Genomic DNA, 16676 nt, shown 5'->3' on the forward strand with positions numbered 1-16676 from the left:
AGCTTGTGGATAACTTAATAAGCTTTTATCTTCAGACCTGTGGAAAACTTTTTTGTTTTATGATAAAATCAGAGAACAAGAATAAAGAAGGAGAATTGATGGAATGACCGAAAAAGAGCATTTTTTTTGGAATAAGCTCTTAGAGCTGGCCAAAGAGGAACTAACACAAGCCACTTTTGATTATTATGTCCTGGATACCAAGCTCATCAAAGTTCAAAATAACGTTGCTACAATTCTGCTTGAAGAAGTCAAAAAGCTATTCTGGGAAAAGAATATGCAATCTTTCATTTTGATGGCTGGTTTTGAAGCCTATAATAGTGAAATAAAAGTTGAGTACGTCTTTGACGAAGCACTCTTAAACGAGGCAAATTCAACTGTAACAAACAATGACTTTGGCAATAAAAAGGAACAGCAAACACCTGCTCTTCCTACATTGGACTCTGACTTAAATAGTAAGTACACCTTTGATAATTTTATTCAGGGGGATGAAAACCGTTGGTCAGTTGCTGCATCTTTAGCTGTAGCTGATTCACCAGGAGCTACGTATAACCCTCTATTTATTTATGGAGGACCTGGTCTCGGAAAAACTCACTTACTCAATGCCATTGGTAACAAGGTCTTACATGATAATCCTCAAGCACGTATCAAATACATTACTGCAGAGAATTTCATTAATGAATTTGTTGTCCATATCCGTTTAGATAAAATGGATGAACTAAAACTTAAATACCGTCATCTGGACGTTCTCTTAATTGATGATATTCAATCATTGGCTAAAAAATCAACGCAAGCCACTCAAGAGGAATTCTTCAATACTTTCAATGTCCTTCACAATAATAATAAACAAATTGTCCTGACCAGCGACCGTAATCCAGATCAATTGAACGAGATGGAAGAGCGTCTTGTCACGCGCTTCAAATGGGGGTTAACCGTCAATATCACACCACCTGACTTTGAAACGCGAGTGGCCATTCTTACTAATAAGATTATGGACTATGATTATCATTTTCCTCCTGAAACAATTGAGTATTTAGCTGGCCAATTTGATTCAAATGTCCGTGACTTAGAAGGGGCCTTAAAAGATATTAGCTTAGTTGCCAATGTTCGCCAGTTAGATACTATCACAGTTGAAGTAGCTGCTGAAGCCATTCGCGCACGTAAAATGGATGGTCCTAAGTTAACTCTTATTCCGATTGAGGATATCCAAACTGAGGTAGGAAAATTTTATAATGTCACTGTAAAAGAGATCAAGGCAACTAAACGAACACAAAATATTGTCTTGGCACGTCAGGTAGCCATGTATCTTGCGCGTGAAATGACTGATAACTCCCTTCCAAAAATTGGAAAAGAATTTGGAGGAAGAGACCACTCAACTGTCTTACATGCATACAATAAAATCAAAAATATGATTGCTCAAGATGACAGTTTACGCATTGAAATTGATACCATCAAAAACAAGATAAAATAATACTTGTGGATAACTATTAAAAATTATACAAACTTTTCCACAGGCTGTGCACAAGTTTAAAGCATTGATAAAACTATGTTTTGTACACTTATGCACAGTGTCCACAAGACCTACTACTACTACTAAAATAATACTACTAAAATAAAGGAGCATCATGATTCAATTTGCGATTAATAAAGCTTATTTCTTACAAGCACTTCATACAACTCGCCGTGCTATTTCTTCTAAAAATGCTATCCCAATTCTATCAACGATTAAAATCGAAGTTACCAGTGATGGTATCTATTTGACAGGATCAAATGGGCAAATCTCAATTGAAAATAGTATCTCAGTTTCAGAAGAAAATGCAGGCCTATTAATTACACAGCCAGGTAGTATCCTTTTGGAAGCCAACTTTTTCATTAATGTTGTCTCAAGCTTGCCTGATGTTACCCTAACTTTTGAAGAAATTGAACAATACCAAGTTTTACTGAAGAGTGGTAAATCAGAAATTACCTTGAAAGGGAAAGATGTTGAACAATATCCCCGTATTCAGGAAGTTGATAGCTTGACGCCATTACTCATGGACACAAAAGTATTAAAATCTATCATTGCTGAAACGTCATTCGCAGCAAGCACACAAGAAAGTCGTCCAATTTTAACCGGTGTTCACTTTGTTCTTTCAAATCATAAAGATCTCAAAGCTGTAGCAACGGACTCTCACCGTATGAGCCAACGCCAACTTGTTTTGGAGCATTCTGCAGATAACTTTGATGTTGTAATCCCAAGTCGCTCACTTAAAGAATTATCGGCAGTCTTTAGCGATGATATTGAAAATTTAGAGGTTTTCTTCTCAGCAAATCAAATTCTATTCCGTAGTGAAACAATTTCTTTCTATACACGTTTACTTGAAGGAAATTATCCAGACACGAATCGTCTCTTATCTGATTCATTTGAAACAGAAGTTGTTTTCGAGACCGCTAGCCTTCGTTCTGCTATGGAACGTTCATATTTGATTTCTAATGCTAGTCAAAGTGGTACCGTAAAACTCGAAATCATCAATGGTAGTGTCAGTGCCCATGTTAATTCGCCAGAAGTCGGAAAGGTTAATGAGGATATTGATGTGCAAGATGTTTCTGGTAGTGATTTGGTCATTAGTTTCAATCCAACCTACCTAATAGATGCTTTGAAAGCTCTTAAGAGTGAGACTGTACGTGTACGTTTCATTTCACCAGTACGTCCATTTACTTTGACGCCAGCTGATGACAGTGAGAATTTTATTCAATTGATTACACCTGTAAGAACAAACTAAAATCGAAAAAGTTATCCACTGTGGATAACTTTTTTACTAGAGAGGAAGTTTATGTACCAAATTGGAAGTTTAGTTGAAATGAAAAAACCACATGCTTGTACCATCAAAGCAACAGGAAAAAAAGCTAACGAATGGGAAGTTACCCGTCTTGGAGCTGACATTAAGATTCGTTGTACAAATTGTGATCATGTGGTTATGATGAGTCGTCATGATTTCGAAAAGAAACTTAAGAAGATTTTATAACAGACATTGGGGAGTATAGATAAGGAGGTTCTTGTGTTAAGAAAATTAGTTTACTAGCAATATAAAAACTTTCTAGAGTCCCCAATCATCTTCTTTATAGCATTCTTTGCCTTGCTTTCCTTTTTATGATTCTCAAAGGGAAGTTGCCTATTTTTAACAATTTTTGTGTTATAATTAACTGAATTACTTTTTTATGGAGAAATAAATTAATGGCTTTAACAGCAGGTATCGTTGGTTTGCCAAACGTTGGTAAATCAACTCTTTTCAATGCAATTACAAAAGCGGGTGCGGAAGCTGCTAACTATCCTTTCGCGACAATTGATCCAAACGTCGGAATGGTTGAGGTACCAGACGAGCGTTTGACGAAACTGACTGAACTTATTACCCCTAAAAAGACAGTTCCAACCACATTTGAGTTCACAGATATTGCGGGTATCGTAAAAGGAGCATCAAAGGGTGAAGGTCTTGGAAATAAGTTCTTGGCGAACATTCGTGAAGTAGATGCGATTGTCCATGTGGTTCGTGCTTTCGATGACGAAAATGTTATGCGTGAACAAGGGCGTGAGGATGCCTTTGTAGATCCGATGGCTGATATTGATACAATCAACCTAGAATTGATTTTGGCTGACCTTGAATCAATTAACAAACGTTATGCGCGTGTCGAAAAAATTGCTCGTACACAAAAAGATAAAGATTCTGTGGCAGAGTTTAATATTCTTCAAAAGATTAAACCTGTTCTAGAAGATGGTAAGTCTGCACGTACGATTGATTTTACTGAGGAAGAGCAAAAAATTGTTAAGGGACTCTTCCTCTTGACAACAAAACCAGTACTTTATGTGGCTAACGTTGATGAAGACCAAGTCGCAAATCCTGATGATATTGATTATGTCAAACAAATTCGTGAGTTTGCAGCGACTGAAAATGCAGAAGTAGTTGTTATCTCGGCACGTGTTGAGGAAGAAATTTCTGAATTGGATGATGAAGACAAAGAAATGTTCTTGGAAGACCTTGGTTTGACAGAATCAGGAGTTGATAAACTGACACGCGCAGCCTATCACTTGCTTGGTCTAGGAACTTACTTTACTGCTGGTGAGAAAGAAGTGCGTGCTTGGACCTTTAAACGCGGCATCAAGGCTCCACAAGCAGCAGGAATTATCCACTCTGACTTCGAGAAAGGCTTTATCCGTGCCGTAACCATGTCTTACGATGATCTTATTAAATATGGCTCTGAGAAAGCTGTTAAGGAAGCTGGTCGCCTTCGTGAAGAAGGAAAAGAATATGTTGTTCAAGATGGCGACATCATGGAATTCCGTTTCAACGTTTAGAAAATAAAAAATAGTGCACAAGGCTGAAAAGTATTTTTCAGTCCTTTTGCTGTTTATCAAAGAGGAGAAATAATGACAAAATTAGTAGTTGGCTTGGGAAATCCTGGTTCAAAATACCATGAGACACGTCACAATGTTGGGTTTATGGCTATTGACCTAATGGCTAAGGAACTGGGATTAACCTTTTCTGAAGAAAAGACCTTTAAGGCTGAAGTGGCTTCGACCTTTTTAAACGGTGAAAAGGTTTATTTTGTGAAACCAACGACCTTTATGAATCTATCTGGTCTAGCTGTTAGAGCATTGCTGGCTTATTACAATATTCCCATGGAGGATTTTATCGTTATTTACGATGATTTAGATATGGAAGTTGGGAAATTGCGCTTTCGTCAAAAAGGTTCAGCAGGTGGTCATAATGGGATTAAATCTATCATTGCTGAAACTGGCACTCAAGAATTTGACCGTATAAAAATTGGTATTGGCCGCCCACAGAAAGGAATGACGGTCGTTAATCATGTCCTGGGAAAATTTAGTGAAGATGATTATGCCACAATTTTACTGACTTTAGACAAGGTAGAGACGGCCCTCAATCATTACCTTAAAACCAATGATTTCGAAGACACCATGAGGCGTTATAATGGCTAATACCCTATTAGATCTTTTTGAGAAGAATCCTCAATTGCTTGAGTGGCGTGATAAAGTAACTTTATTGAGTAGACAGTTGGTTATGGGATTTTCTGGTTCCAGCAAGGCAGTTGTCATGGCATCTGCCCTTTCTGAGCAGGTTCCTAAGATTCTAATCGTTACTTCAACACAAAATGAAGCTGAGCAACTAACAGGAGATTTGTCAGCTATCTTAGGAGAGGATAAGGTTTATTCTTTTTTTACAGATGATGTAGTAGCTGCAGAGTTTATCTTCGCTTCTCCAGAAAAGACCCATTCTCGTCTCGAAAGTCTTAATTTTTTAATGGATAAAGAGTCAAGTGGAATCTTGGTTACGAGTTTAGTTGGTACTAAGTTACATTTGCCTAACCCTGAGGTTTATAAAGACTCTCGCATTGACTTAACACTAGGGGAGGAACATGATTTAGAGGCTCTCAGTAAGCATCTTACTCATATTGGATACCAAAGGGTAGAGCAGGTTCTCTTACCTGGGGAGTTCAGTCGTAGAGGCGATATTTTAGATATTTATGAACTGACTGCAGAACTCCCCTACCGTTTAGAATTTTTTGGAGACGAGATTGATGGTATTCGTCAGTTTGATAGCGATAGTCAAAAATCTTTAGACAATTTAGAACATATTATCGTATCCCCGGCAGATGATATTATCTTAACAAGAGAAGATTACCAACGTGCTGAGAAGGCCCTAGAAAGTGCGGTCTCAAAGGCAGAAGGTCCTCATAAGGCTTACCTTGAGGAGGTTCTGTCGGTTACGATTGATGGTTACCGTCATAAAGATTTACGTAAGTTTTTGTCTCTCTTTTATGATAAAGCTTACACCTTATTTGACTACCTTCCAAAGGGAACTCCTGTATTCATTGATGATTTTCAAAAGATAGTGGACCGCCATGGACGTCTTGAGTTGGAAGTGGCTAATCTTTTAACTGAGGATCTTCATCAGGGCAAGTCTCTGAGTCATCTAAATTACTTAGTGGATTCATTTAAGACTTTACGTAACTATCAGCCAGCTAGTTTCTTTTCGAATTTTCATAAGGGATTGGGAAATCTTAAATTTGATAAGTTGCATCAATTCACGCAATACCCTATGCAGGAGTTCTTTAACCAGTTTCCACTTCTAGTTGATGAAATACATCGCTATACCAAGAATAAGGCAACAGTTATTTTACAAGTGGGGTCTGAGAAGCAGCTCAAATCTTTGAAGGAAACCTTGGAAGAATATGATTTAGATTTATCCCTTAGTAGCTTTGGAGATTTGATGCCACATAAGCCTCAGTTAGTCTTAGGAAACTTATCCAATGGTTTTTACTTTGCGGATGAAAAGCTTGTTCTTGTCACTGAACGTGAGATTTTTCATAAAAAAGTAAAACGTCGTGCGCGTGCCAGTCACGTTTCCAATGCAGAGCGTCTCAAAGATTACAATGAACTTGAAAAAGGTGATTATGTTGTACACCAGACTCATGGTATCGGTCAATTTAAAGGTATTGAGACTATTGAGATAAAAGGGGTGCATCGTGACTACTTGACCATCCAATATCAGGATGCTGCAACAATTTCTCTACCTGTTGAGCAGATTGAGAGTCTCTCTAAGTATGTATCAGCGGACGGAAAAGAGCCTAAAATTAATAAACTCAATGATGGGCGTTTCCAAAAGACTAAACAAAAAGTAAGCAAGCAAGTAGAGGATATTGCCGATGATCTCTTAAAACTTTATGCTGAGCGTAGTCAACTTAAAGGTTTTGCTTTTTCACCAGATGATTATAACCAAAGGGATTTCGAAGATGATTTTGCCTATGCTGAGACAGAGGATCAATTGCGTTCTATCAAGGAAATTAAGGCAGACATGGAGTCAGACAAACCCATGGATCGTCTCTTGGTGGGTGATGTTGGTTTTGGTAAGACAGAGGTAGCTATGCGTGCTGCCTTCAAGGCAGTCAATGATGGAAAGCAAGTTGCTATCCTAGTTCCTACAACAGTTCTCGCCCATCAGCACTATTTGAATTTTAAAGAACGTTTTGAAAATCATGCCGTTGAAGTAGATGAACTCAGTCGTTTTAGAAGTAAAAAAGAGCAAAATGAGACTATTGAAAATCTCGCTAAAGGGCGTATTGATATTATTATTGGTACCCACCGCCTGCTGTCTAAAGATGTTAAGTTCTTTGACTTAGGCTTGCTAGTAATTGATGAAGAACAACGTTTTGGCGTGAAGCATAAAGAGAAACTTAAGGAGCTGAAGGCTAAGGTTGATGTCCTTACGCTAACTGCGACACCTATTCCTCGTACGCTTCATATGTCTATGTTAGGTATTCGTGATTTGTCGATTATTGAGACAGCACCTACCAACCGTTATCCAGTTCAAACTTATGTTATGGAAACTAATCCTGGTCTTATTCGAGAAGCGATATTAAGAGAGATGGACCGAGGCGGCCAGATTTTTTATGTTTATAATCGTGTTGAAACCATTGATCAAAAAGTTTCTGAACTACATGAGCTGGTCCCTGAAGCACGTATCGGATTTGTTCATGGTCAGATGAGTGAGGTTATGTTGGAGAATACCCTCTTGGATTTCTTGAATGGTGATTACGATGTTTTGGTAGCAACGACCATTATCGAGACAGGGATTGATATCTCCAACGTTAATACGCTCTTTATTGAGAATGCAGATCATATGGGCTTATCTACTCTTTATCAGTTGAGAGGTCGTGTGGGGCGTAGTAATCGAATTGCTTATGCCTATCTCATGTATCGTCCTGATAAAGTGTTGACGGAAGTCTCTGAGAAGCGATTGGATGCTATTAAGGGCTTTACAGAACTGGGATCAGGTTTCAAAATTGCCATGCGTGATTTATCAATTCGTGGTGCCGGTAACATTCTTGGTGCTTCTCAAAGTGGTTTCATCGACTCAGTCGGATTCGAAATGTACTCGCAACTCTTGGAAGAGGCTATCAATAAACGTCAAGGTAAAACTCAAGTTCGCCGTAAAGGAAATGCAGAGTTCAATCTTCAGATTGATGCTTACCTCCCTTCCGACTATATTTCTGACGAGCGCCAAAAAATTGAAATTTATAAGCGTATTCGAGAAATTGAGAATCAGAAAGACTATCAAGACCTTCAAGATGAGCTTATTGACCGCTTTGGAGAATATCCAGACCAAGTTGCCTATCTCATTGAGATTGGTCTGGTTAAGGCCTATTTAGATGCTGCCTTTGCAGAATTAGTCGAGCGTAAGAACGATACTATTATTGTTCGTTTCGAACAAGCCTCTCTTAAATTCTTCTTGACTCAAGACTATTTCGAAGCCATCTCTAAAACGCATTTAAAAGCAAAAATCAGTGATAACCAGGGGAAAGTAGAGATTACTTTTGATGTTCGTAACAAGAAAGACTATGAGATTCTTGAAGAATTAAAAATTTTTGGACAGACATTTATGGAAATCAAAGAACGTAAAGAAAAAAAGGAAGCTTAAGGAAAGTTTAAGTAAGTCTCTCTATACTATAAAACATCCTAAAACTTTTCTTTTTCATAAATCTCCTGAGAGGGTCGACTAGTGTCGATTCTCTTATTTTTGTACTTGAAAAGGCTTTAGTCCCCTATTTTCTCAAAAAAATGCTATCATAGAAGAGATATCCTAACGAAAAGGAAACAGTAACATTGAGATTAGACAAATATTTAAAAGTATCACGAATTATCAAACGCCGTCCAGTTGCTAAAGAAGTAGCTGATAAAGGACGTATAAAAGTAAATGGTGTACTCGCTAAGTCATCTACAGATTTAAAAATTGGTGACCAAGTGGAAGTTCGTTTTGGAAATAAACTTCTAACTGTCCGTGTTTTAGAAATGAAAGACAGTACTAAAAAAGAAGATGCGGCAAAAATGTACGAGATTATAAGTGAAACAAGGATTGAAGCAGATGAGCAAGAAGCCTAATATTGTACAGCTTACGAACGATTACATTGATAATGCCAATCAAGAGCAACGATTAGAGCGTGCCGAACACGAACAAAGGAATCGCTTTATGGGATGGATTCTCTTTGTGGTTGTTTTACTCTTTATCTTGCCAACCTACAATCTGGTTGAGACCTATATGAATATCAAACAGCAAGAGAAGGAAGTCTTGTCGCTTCAGAAAGACTATGATAAATTGTCAGATCAGACAAAGGAACGAAAGGATTTGGCTAAGAAACTTAAGGATGATGCTTTCGCCGAGAAATATGCGCGTGCTAAGTACTATTATTCACGTGAAGGAGAGTCAATCTATCCTGTACCAAGCTTATTACCCTAATGAAAGATTTACTTAAAACTGTAGAAACTTTTTTAACCTATTCAGAAGCCAAGTTAGAGGAACTATCAGAAAAAAATCAGCAACTTAAAACGGAATTACCGAGGAAAGAGGAGGTGAAGAAGCAAGCATGAAAAAGCTCTTAATAGCTGCAACTGTTGTGCTTGTATCTTCTAGTCCTCTAGTCTTACTTCCTATGGAGAAGGAGCTAACTCTGACCCCAAAACAGGTCCAAAAATTGACTCAAAATACTACAGCTAGCTTGACTCAATTTAAACAGATTCCTAAAAATCCAAGAACGATAACAACTATCCTAACTTACAAGAACAAGGATTTAACAGAATTTAAAACCAGTATCCAAGCGGATACCAAACTATCGATTTCTGCTATTTTTTGGAATGCTAAAGGTGAACCCGTTTTCCAACTTCAAGATGGTGATTATGTAGCCGCTAGTCAGAAATCAATTGTAGACGACAGTATCTATAATCAAAAACCAGTAGATATGACCCTCTGGACTAAAGATGGTTTTACGGTATACAAAGAACCTTACGTTCTAGGAACTGAAAAAGCTGACTCCAAACTCGCTAGTTTTAAACCCATTAAGGTTAGCCAAGCAGCTCAGACGCATGCAGGGACCTACTATTTGGTAGACGGAGAGGGGTGGATTAACGCTTCTGATTTATCAACGACTGACAATCGCATCGAGGCTGTTCAAAAAGTCCTTAATGAGAAGTATAACAATCAAGAGCGCATCTCAGTTTATGTTAAACAGCTTGATACGGACCGAGTAGCTGCTATCAATGACGAAAAAAGCATGTATGCAGCAAGCGTAGCCAAGCTTGGAGTACTCTATTATGCACAGGAACGTCTGTCCCAAAAGAAATTATCATTATCAGATGAGTATCAATATACCTCTGCTGTAAATGGTTTTCCAGGTGCCTATGATCCAGATGGTTCTGGAAAGATTAGTAAGATGCCTGATGATAAGAATTATAGCTTGGAAAATCTGTTAAAGGCTGTAGCCCAAAACTCAGATAATGTAGCGACAAATATATTAGGTTATTATGTAACTAATCAGTATGACAAGGCCTTCCAAAAATCAGTAGATAAAGCCGCAGCGACTTCGTGGAATATGGATAAAAAGGAGTTGACTGCTAGAGCCGCAGGTACTTTGATGGAGGCTGTTTATAGACAAAATGGAGATATTATCACTTATCTTTCAAGTACGGACTATGATGGCGAACGTATTTCCAAAAACATTGATGTTCCCGTCGCTCATAAAATTGGTGATGCCTACGACTTTAAACATGACGTCGCTATTGTTTATGCAGATTCTCCCTTTATTCTATCGATTTTTACGGATAAAGAGGGCTATGACAAAATCACCTCAATTGCAGATGATGTTTATGGAATTTTAAAATAATGACACAAAAATTGTTGAAAATGATGCAAGCCAAGGGTTATTTTAACCAGCACAAGAAAATTTTAGTAGCAGTATCAGGTGGAGCAGACTCTATGAGTTTGCTGCACTTTTTGTATAACCATCAAAAAGATTTGGATATTCAGTTGGGGATTGCTCACGTTAACCATAAACAACGACAAGAGTCGGAGCATGAAGAAGCGTATTTACGTCATTGGGCAAAGGAACATAAGGTCCCTTTTCACTATAGTGCCTTCTCAGGAAAGTTTTCAGAAAATGCTGCCCGTACCTTTCGCTATGAGTTTTTTAAGCGAGTCATGAAAGATTATGATTACTCTGCTCTTGTAACAGCCCATCATGCAGATGATCAAGCAGAGACGATTTTTATGAGACTGTTGAGAGGAAGTCGTTTAAGACACCTGACAGGAATTTCAGCTATCAGACCATTTGGTACTGGTCAGGTTATTCGCCCCTTTTTGCATCTTACGAAAGATCGGCTTCCCGTAACTTTCCATTTTGAAGATAGGAGTAATACGTCACTAGCCTATCTTCGGAATCGCATCAGACTGTCCTATCTTCCTACCTTATCTCAGGAAAATCCTAAATTTAAGGAGCACCTTTGTCTTTTAGCCGAGGAGATTGGTCTTATGAAGCAAGCTTTAGGGGAGTTAACAAAGGATATTACTATTACTGATTTATCTGTTTTTCAGCAACAGTCAGATGCTGTCCAGCTCTTTCTTCTTCAGAACTATTTAGATACCTTTCCTGATTTACAGCTTTCTAAAGGCCAATTTAATCAATTGATAAGTTATCTAAGGAAAAATGTTTCAGGAAAGATCCCCCTAATAAATGGTTACGAACTAGTAAAAACACAGACTTCTTTCCTAATAAGGAAAGAAGAGGCTATCTCTTTATCCCCTCCTTGTCTCTTAGAATTTGGAAAATCTGTTGAGTTTGAGGATTATACCTTGAGTTTTTCAGAATTCAATGACGTTTCTAACTCAGATACTATTAGTATTTGGTCAGATTCCCCAATAGTGATTCGTCATAGAAAAGAAGGCGATAAGATTGACCTTGGTAGTCACCATAAAAAGTTAAGACGACTATTTATAGACAATAAGATTTTAGAGAAGGATCGTCAAAAAGCCATTATAGGAGAACAAGATGGTCAGATTATTTTTCTTTATGTTGCTGGGCGTCTCTATTTGAAAAAAAGACCTGAAAATGCTATACTTTATGGCACTGTAGTCATTTATAAGAATTTCTAATCAAATACCATGTTCAAATAACGATGATTGAAGTAAAAGTGGTATAATAACAGAATATTGACTTCGAGAAAGGGAACCCAAATGTTAGAAAAAGACATTAAAAAAGTCCTCTTTTCCCAAGAGGATATCGTAGCTAAAACTAAAGAACTAGGACAACAATTGACAGAGGATTATGCGGGGAAAAATCCTTTACTAGTCTGTGTTTTGAAAGGTGCTGTTCCATTTATGGCAGAACTTATCAAACATATCGACACCCATATTGAGATGGACTTTATGGTCGTTTCTAGTTATGGTGGCGGAACTGTCAGCAGCGGTGAAGTAAAGATTCTTAAAGATGTTGACACTAATGTTGAAGGACGAGACATCATCTTTATTGAAGATATCATTGACACAGGTCGTACGCTCCTTTATCTTCGAGATATGTTCAAGTACCGTAAAGCCAATTCAGTCAAAATCGCAACTCTTTTTGATAAACCAGAAGGTCGTGTTGTTGATATTGAGGCAGATTACGTATGTTACGATGTTCCTAATGAATTTATCGTTGGTTTCGGACTAGACTATGATGAAAAATACCGTAACCTCCCTTATGTCGGTGTCCTAAAAGAAGAAATTTATACAAAATAAGTAAAGGTCTAATTAATTTATGAATAATAAAAATAATAATGGCTTCTTACGGAACGCTTTTCTCTACATCATAGTTATTATTGCGGTTGTAACCGGAGTACAATACTTTGCAGGAGGAAGCCAAAGCCCAAGTCAACAATTGTCTTACACACAGTTGGTTAAGAAAATTGAAGATGGTAAGGTAAAATCTATCACTTATCAGCCAGACGGTAGTATCATTGAAGTTAAAGGTAGCTACAAAAAGGCCGAAAAGGTTGATACTGATCTTAGTCTACCATTTTTAGGTAGTGCATCATCAGAGACACGTAGCTTTACATCGACTGTGCTGCAGAATGAAACAACCATGCAGAAATTGCAGTCAGCATCAGAAGCAGCTGATGTTAATGTTAAAATGATACGTGAAAGTTCAAGTGGTGCTTGGATTTCATATCTTTTTAGTTACCTACCTTTGATTGGGATTGCTATTTTCTTCCTTTTCATGATGAATCAAGGTGGTAACCGCGGTGCAATGAATTTTGGCCGCAACCGTGCTAAGACTCAATCAAAAGAGAATATTAAAGTTCGTTTCACAGATGTGGCTGGTGCGGAAGAAGAAAAAGAAGAACTTGTAGAAGTCGTAGATTTCCTCAAAAATCCACGTAAATATAAAGCACTTGGTGCACGTATCCCTAAGGGTGTTCTCCTTGAAGGCCCTCCAGGGACAGGTAAAACTCTGCTTGCTAAAGCTGTTGCTGGTGAAGCAGATGTTCCTTTCTTTAGTATCTCAGGTTCTGATTTCGTAGAGATGTTTGTCGGTGTCGGAGCAAGTCGTGTTCGTAGTCTTTTTGAAGACGCTAAGAAGGCCGAACGTGCTATTATCTTTATTGATGAAATCGATGCGGTTGGCCGTCGTCGTGGTACTGGAATGGGCGGCGGTAACGACGAACGTGAACAAACCCTTAACCAACTGTTGATAGAAATGGATGGTTTTGATGGAAATGAGAATATCATTGTCATTGCTGCAACCAACCGCAGTGATGTTCTTGATCCAGCCCTCCTACGTCCAGGACGTTTTGACCGTAAAGTTCTTGTTGGTCGCCCAGATGTAAAAGGCCGAGAAGCTATCTTGAAAGTCCATGCCAAGAATAAACCATTGGCTGAAGATGTTGACCTTAAAGTTGTTGCTCAACAAACTCCAGGTTTTGTTGGAGCTGACTTAGAGAATGTCTTGAATGAAGCAGCCCTAGTTGCTGCACGACGTAGTAAGACTAGAATTGATGCTAGTGATATCGACGAAGCAGAGGATCGTGTTATTGCTGGACCATCTAAGAAAGACCGCCAAGTTTCAGAACACGAACGTAAAGTTGTGGCTTACCATGAAGCAGGTCATACAATTGTTGGTTTAACACTTTCTAGCGCTCGTGATGTTCACAAGGTTACTATTGTTCCACGAGGTCGCGCAGGTGGTTATATGATTTCTCTACCAAAAGAGGATCAGATGTTGTCATCTAAAGATGAGCTAAAAGAACAATTGGCAGGACTTATGGGTGGACGTGTTGCAGAAGAAATTATTTTCAACGTTCAAACCTCAGGCGCTTCAAATGACTTTGAGCAAGCAACACAGTTAGCACGTGCAATGGTTACTGAATATGGTATGAGCGAAAAACTTGGACCAGTCCAATATGAAGGTAATCATGCGATGAATCCAGGACAATTTACGACAGATAAGTCTTACTCAGCTCATACAGCTCAACTTATTGACGAAGAAATTCGATCACTTTTAGTTGAGGCACATGACAAAGCAGCTGAAATTATCAATGCCAACCGAGAAACACATACTCTCATTGCAGAAGCTTTGCTTAAGTATGAAACACTTGATGCTGCACAAATCAAGTCAATTTATGAGACTGGTAAGATGCCGGAGGATTCTCTTGGAGATTCAGAAGAAGATAATCATGCCCTATCTTACGATGAAGTCAAAGAAAGAATTGAAAATAAAAATAAAGATGAAGAAGAGTAAGGAGTTTTACTCTTCTTTTTTTAGATAAATCGAGAGAAGAAATACTATTAAAAAGTATTATAAAAAAAGAAAATTAAAATCAATACAAGTTATTGACAAGACAAGCTAGAGATGATATTATAAATAAGCTGTTTCGGGAGAGACAGCGGACACGAGAAGTAAAAAAACTTCAAAAAAGTGTTGACAAGGTATTCTAGATTTGCTAGAATATAGAAGTTGTCTTAAGAGAGACAAAGACCTTTGAGAACTGAATAAGAAACCAAGTGCAGGGTTATGATAGAAGAATTATAACCTGTCAATTTACAAGAATAAATCGTCAGACGACGGTAATGAGTTAACGCTCGAACAATTATTAAAGTTTTTAATGAGAGTTTGATCCTGGCTCAGGACGAACGCTGGCGGCGTGCCTAATACATGCAAGTAGAACGCTGAAGAGAGGAGCTTGCTCTTCTTGGATGAGTTGCGAACGGGTGAGTAACGCGTAGGTAACCTGCCTTGTAGCGGGGGATAACTATTGGAAACGATAGCTAATACCGCATAACAATGGATGACACATGTCATTTATTTGAAAGGGGCAATTGCTCCACTACAAGATGGACCTGCGTTGTATTAGCTAGTAGGTGAGGTAACGGCTCACCTAGGCGACGATACATAGCCGACCTGAGAGGGTGATCGGCCACACTGGGACTGAGACACGGCCCAGACTCCTACGGGAGGCAGCAGTAGGGAATCTTCGGCAATGGGGGCAACCCTGACCGAGCAACGCCGCGTGAGTGAAGAAGGTTTTCGGATCGTAAAGCTCTGTTGTAAGTCAAGAACGAGTGTGAGAGTGGAAAGTTCACACTGTGACGGTAGCTTACCAGAAAGGGACGGCTAACTACGTGCCAGCAGCCGCGGTAATACGTAGGTCCCGAGCGTTGTCCGGATTTATTGGGCGTAAAGCGAGCGCAGGCGGTTTGATAAGTCTGAAGTTAAAGGCTGTGGCTCAACCATAGTTCGCTTTGGAAACTGTCAAACTTGAGTGCAGAAGGGGAGAGTGGAATTCCATGTGTAGCGGTGAAATGCGTAGATATATGGAGGAACACCGGTGGCGAAAGCGGCTCTCTGGTCTGTAACTGACGCTGAGGCTCGAAAGCGTGGGGAGCGAACAGGATTAGATACCCTGGTAGTCCACGCCGTAAACGATGAGTGCTAGGTGTTGGATCCTTTCCGGGATTCAGTGCCGCAGCTAACGCATTAAGCACTCCGCCTGGGGAGTACGACCGCAAGGTTGAAACTCAAAGGAATTGACGGGGGCCCGCACAAGCGGTGGAGCATGTGGTTTAATTCGAAGCAACGCGAAGAACCTTACCAGGTCTTGACATCCCGATGCTATTTCTAGAGATAGAAAGTTACTTCGGTACATCGGTGACAGGTGGTGCATGGTTGTCGTCAGCTCGTGTCGTGAGATGTTGGGTTAAGTCCCGCAACGAGCGCAACCCCTATTGTTAGTTGCCATCATTCAGTTGGGCACTCTAGCGAGACTGCCGGTAATAAACCGGAGGAAGGTGGGGATGACGTCAAATCATCATGCCCCTTATGACCTGGGCTACACACGTGCTACAATGGTTGGTACAACGAGTTGCGAGTCGGTGACGGCAAGCTAATCTCTTAAAGCCAATCTCAGTTCGGATTGTAGGCTGCAACTCGCCTACATGAAGTCGGAATCGCTAGTAATCGCGGATCAGCACGCCGCGGTGAATACGTTCCCGGGCCTTGTACACACCGCCCGTCACACCACGAGAGTTTGTAACACCCGAAGTCGGTGAGGTAACCTTTTGGAGCCAGCCGCCTAAGGTGGGATAGATGATTGGGGTGAAGTCGTAACAAGGTAGCCGTATCGGAAGGTGCGGCTGGATCACCTCCTTTCTAAGGAAAAACGGAATGTACTTGAGTTTCTTATTTAGTTTTGAGAGGTCTTGTGGGGCCTTAGCTCAGCTGGGAGAGCGCCTGCTTTGCACGCAGGAGGTCAGCGGTTCGATCCCGCTAGGCTCCATTGAATCGAAAGATTCAAGTATTGTCCATTGAAAATTGAATATCTATAT

General features: G+C 39.4%; 13 protein-coding genes, 1 tRNA gene and 1 rRNA gene. All 15 read left to right on the forward strand.

Annotation, left to right across the window (positions count from 1 at the left end; all coding sequences use genetic code 11):
• Positions 1-103 precede the first annotated feature (103 nt).
• The 15 genes from dnaA to SSAL8618_RS00075 all read left to right on the forward strand — a co-directional run bounded on the left by dnaA (position 104) and on the right by SSAL8618_RS00075 (position 16627).
• On the forward strand, positions 104-1468 hold the full coding sequence (dnaA, locus tag SSAL8618_RS00005; RefSeq protein ID WP_002883970.1) for a chromosomal replication initiator protein DnaA: 1365 nt from the start codon (positions 104-106) through the stop codon (positions 1466-1468).
• A 154-nt stretch (positions 1469-1622) separates the two neighbouring features.
• The gene (dnaN, locus tag SSAL8618_RS00010) at positions 1623-2759 is read left to right on the forward strand and encodes a DNA polymerase III subunit beta (RefSeq protein ID WP_002883965.1); all 1137 of its coding nucleotides are present in this window, start codon (positions 1623-1625) and stop codon (positions 2757-2759) included.
• 51 nt (positions 2760-2810) lie between these two features.
• A complete protein-coding gene (locus tag SSAL8618_RS00015) occupies positions 2811-3002 on the forward strand; it encodes a DUF951 domain-containing protein (protein WP_002883961.1) in 192 nt (63 codons plus the stop codon).
• Positions 3003-3211: 209 nt separating this feature from the next.
• Positions 3212-4327 carry a redox-regulated ATPase YchF gene (gene ychF / locus SSAL8618_RS00020; protein WP_002883967.1) on the forward strand — a complete coding sequence of 372 codons (1116 nt, stop codon included), beginning with the start codon at positions 3212-3214 and terminating at the stop codon, positions 4325-4327.
• A 72-nt stretch (positions 4328-4399) separates the two neighbouring features.
• Entirely contained in the window at positions 4400-4969 is a 570-nt protein-coding gene (gene pth / locus SSAL8618_RS00025) for an aminoacyl-tRNA hydrolase (protein ID WP_013989873.1), read from the forward strand.
• On the forward strand, positions 4962-8468 hold the full coding sequence (gene mfd / locus SSAL8618_RS00030; RefSeq protein ID WP_038674964.1) for a transcription-repair coupling factor: 3507 nt from the start codon (positions 4962-4964) through the stop codon (positions 8466-8468). Before pth ends, mfd begins: the two co-directional genes overlap by 8 nt.
• Before the next feature lie 185 nt (positions 8469-8653).
• Entirely contained in the window at positions 8654-8929 is a 276-nt protein-coding gene (locus SSAL8618_RS00035; protein WP_002883975.1) for an RNA-binding S4 domain-containing protein, read from the forward strand.
• Positions 8913-9284, forward strand: a complete 372-nt coding sequence (locus tag SSAL8618_RS00040) for an FtsB family cell division protein (protein ID WP_002886276.1) — start codon at positions 8913-8915, stop codon at positions 9282-9284. Before SSAL8618_RS00035 ends, SSAL8618_RS00040 begins: the two co-directional genes overlap by 17 nt.
• Entirely contained in the window at positions 9284-9415 is a 132-nt protein-coding gene (locus tag SSAL8618_RS00045; RefSeq protein ID WP_002883955.1) for an SP_0009 family protein, read from the forward strand. The genes SSAL8618_RS00040 and SSAL8618_RS00045 overlap by 1 nt, the downstream gene beginning before the upstream one ends.
• The gene (locus tag SSAL8618_RS00050; protein ID WP_022496843.1) at positions 9412-10704 is read left to right on the forward strand and encodes a serine hydrolase; all 1293 of its coding nucleotides are present in this window, start codon (positions 9412-9414) and stop codon (positions 10702-10704) included. Before SSAL8618_RS00045 ends, SSAL8618_RS00050 begins: the two co-directional genes overlap by 4 nt.
• The gene (tilS, locus tag SSAL8618_RS00055) at positions 10704-11969 is read left to right on the forward strand and encodes a tRNA lysidine(34) synthetase TilS (protein ID WP_002886278.1); all 1266 of its coding nucleotides are present in this window, start codon (positions 10704-10706) and stop codon (positions 11967-11969) included. Before SSAL8618_RS00050 ends, tilS begins: the two co-directional genes overlap by 1 nt.
• An 81-nt stretch (positions 11970-12050) precedes the next feature.
• Entirely contained in the window at positions 12051-12593 is a 543-nt protein-coding gene (gene hpt, locus SSAL8618_RS00060; RefSeq protein ID WP_002883962.1) for a hypoxanthine phosphoribosyltransferase, read from the forward strand.
• Positions 12594-12612: 19 nt separating this feature from the next.
• On the forward strand, positions 12613-14592 hold the full coding sequence (ftsH, locus tag SSAL8618_RS00065; RefSeq protein WP_038674971.1) for an ATP-dependent zinc metalloprotease FtsH: 1980 nt from the start codon (positions 12613-12615) through the stop codon (positions 14590-14592).
• Between the two features lie 360 nt (positions 14593-14952).
• A 16S ribosomal RNA gene (locus tag SSAL8618_RS00070) occupies positions 14953-16500 on the forward strand.
• Between the two features lie 54 nt (positions 16501-16554).
• Positions 16555-16627: transfer RNA gene (locus tag SSAL8618_RS00075), tRNA-Ala, on the forward strand.
• Positions 16628-16676 lie beyond the last annotated feature (49 nt).

Origin of the sequence: Streptococcus salivarius (assembly GCF_000785515.1) — a bacterium.
Taxonomy (GTDB): domain Bacteria; phylum Bacillota; class Bacilli; order Lactobacillales; family Streptococcaceae; genus Streptococcus; species Streptococcus salivarius.

Excerpts from the sequence above, each read along its gene's own strand:
- dnaA (WP_002883970.1), top strand. The coding sequence starts at position 104 with ATGACCGAAAAAGAGCATTTTTTTTGGAATAAGCTCTTAGAGCTGGCC.
- dnaN (WP_002883965.1), top strand. The coding sequence starts at position 1,623 with ATGATTCAATTTGCGATTAATAAAGCTTATTTCTTACAAGCACTTCAT.
- SSAL8618_RS00015 (WP_002883961.1), top strand. The coding sequence starts at position 2,811 with ATGTACCAAATTGGAAGTTTAGTTGAAATGAAAAAACCACATGCTTGT.
- ychF (WP_002883967.1), top strand. The coding sequence starts at position 3,212 with ATGGCTTTAACAGCAGGTATCGTTGGTTTGCCAAACGTTGGTAAATCA.
- pth (WP_013989873.1), top strand. The coding sequence starts at position 4,400 with ATGACAAAATTAGTAGTTGGCTTGGGAAATCCTGGTTCAAAATACCAT.
- mfd (WP_038674964.1), top strand. The coding sequence starts at position 4,962 with ATGGCTAATACCCTATTAGATCTTTTTGAGAAGAATCCTCAATTGCTT.
- SSAL8618_RS00040 (WP_002886276.1), top strand. The coding sequence starts at position 8,913 with ATGAGCAAGAAGCCTAATATTGTACAGCTTACGAACGATTACATTGAT.
- SSAL8618_RS00045 (WP_002883955.1), top strand. The coding sequence starts at position 9,284 with ATGAAAGATTTACTTAAAACTGTAGAAACTTTTTTAACCTATTCAGAA.
- SSAL8618_RS00050 (WP_022496843.1), top strand. The coding sequence starts at position 9,412 with ATGAAAAAGCTCTTAATAGCTGCAACTGTTGTGCTTGTATCTTCTAGT.
- tilS (WP_002886278.1), top strand. The coding sequence starts at position 10,704 with ATGACACAAAAATTGTTGAAAATGATGCAAGCCAAGGGTTATTTTAAC.
- hpt (WP_002883962.1), top strand. The coding sequence starts at position 12,051 with ATGTTAGAAAAAGACATTAAAAAAGTCCTCTTTTCCCAAGAGGATATC.
- ftsH (WP_038674971.1), top strand. The coding sequence starts at position 12,613 with ATGAATAATAAAAATAATAATGGCTTCTTACGGAACGCTTTTCTCTAC.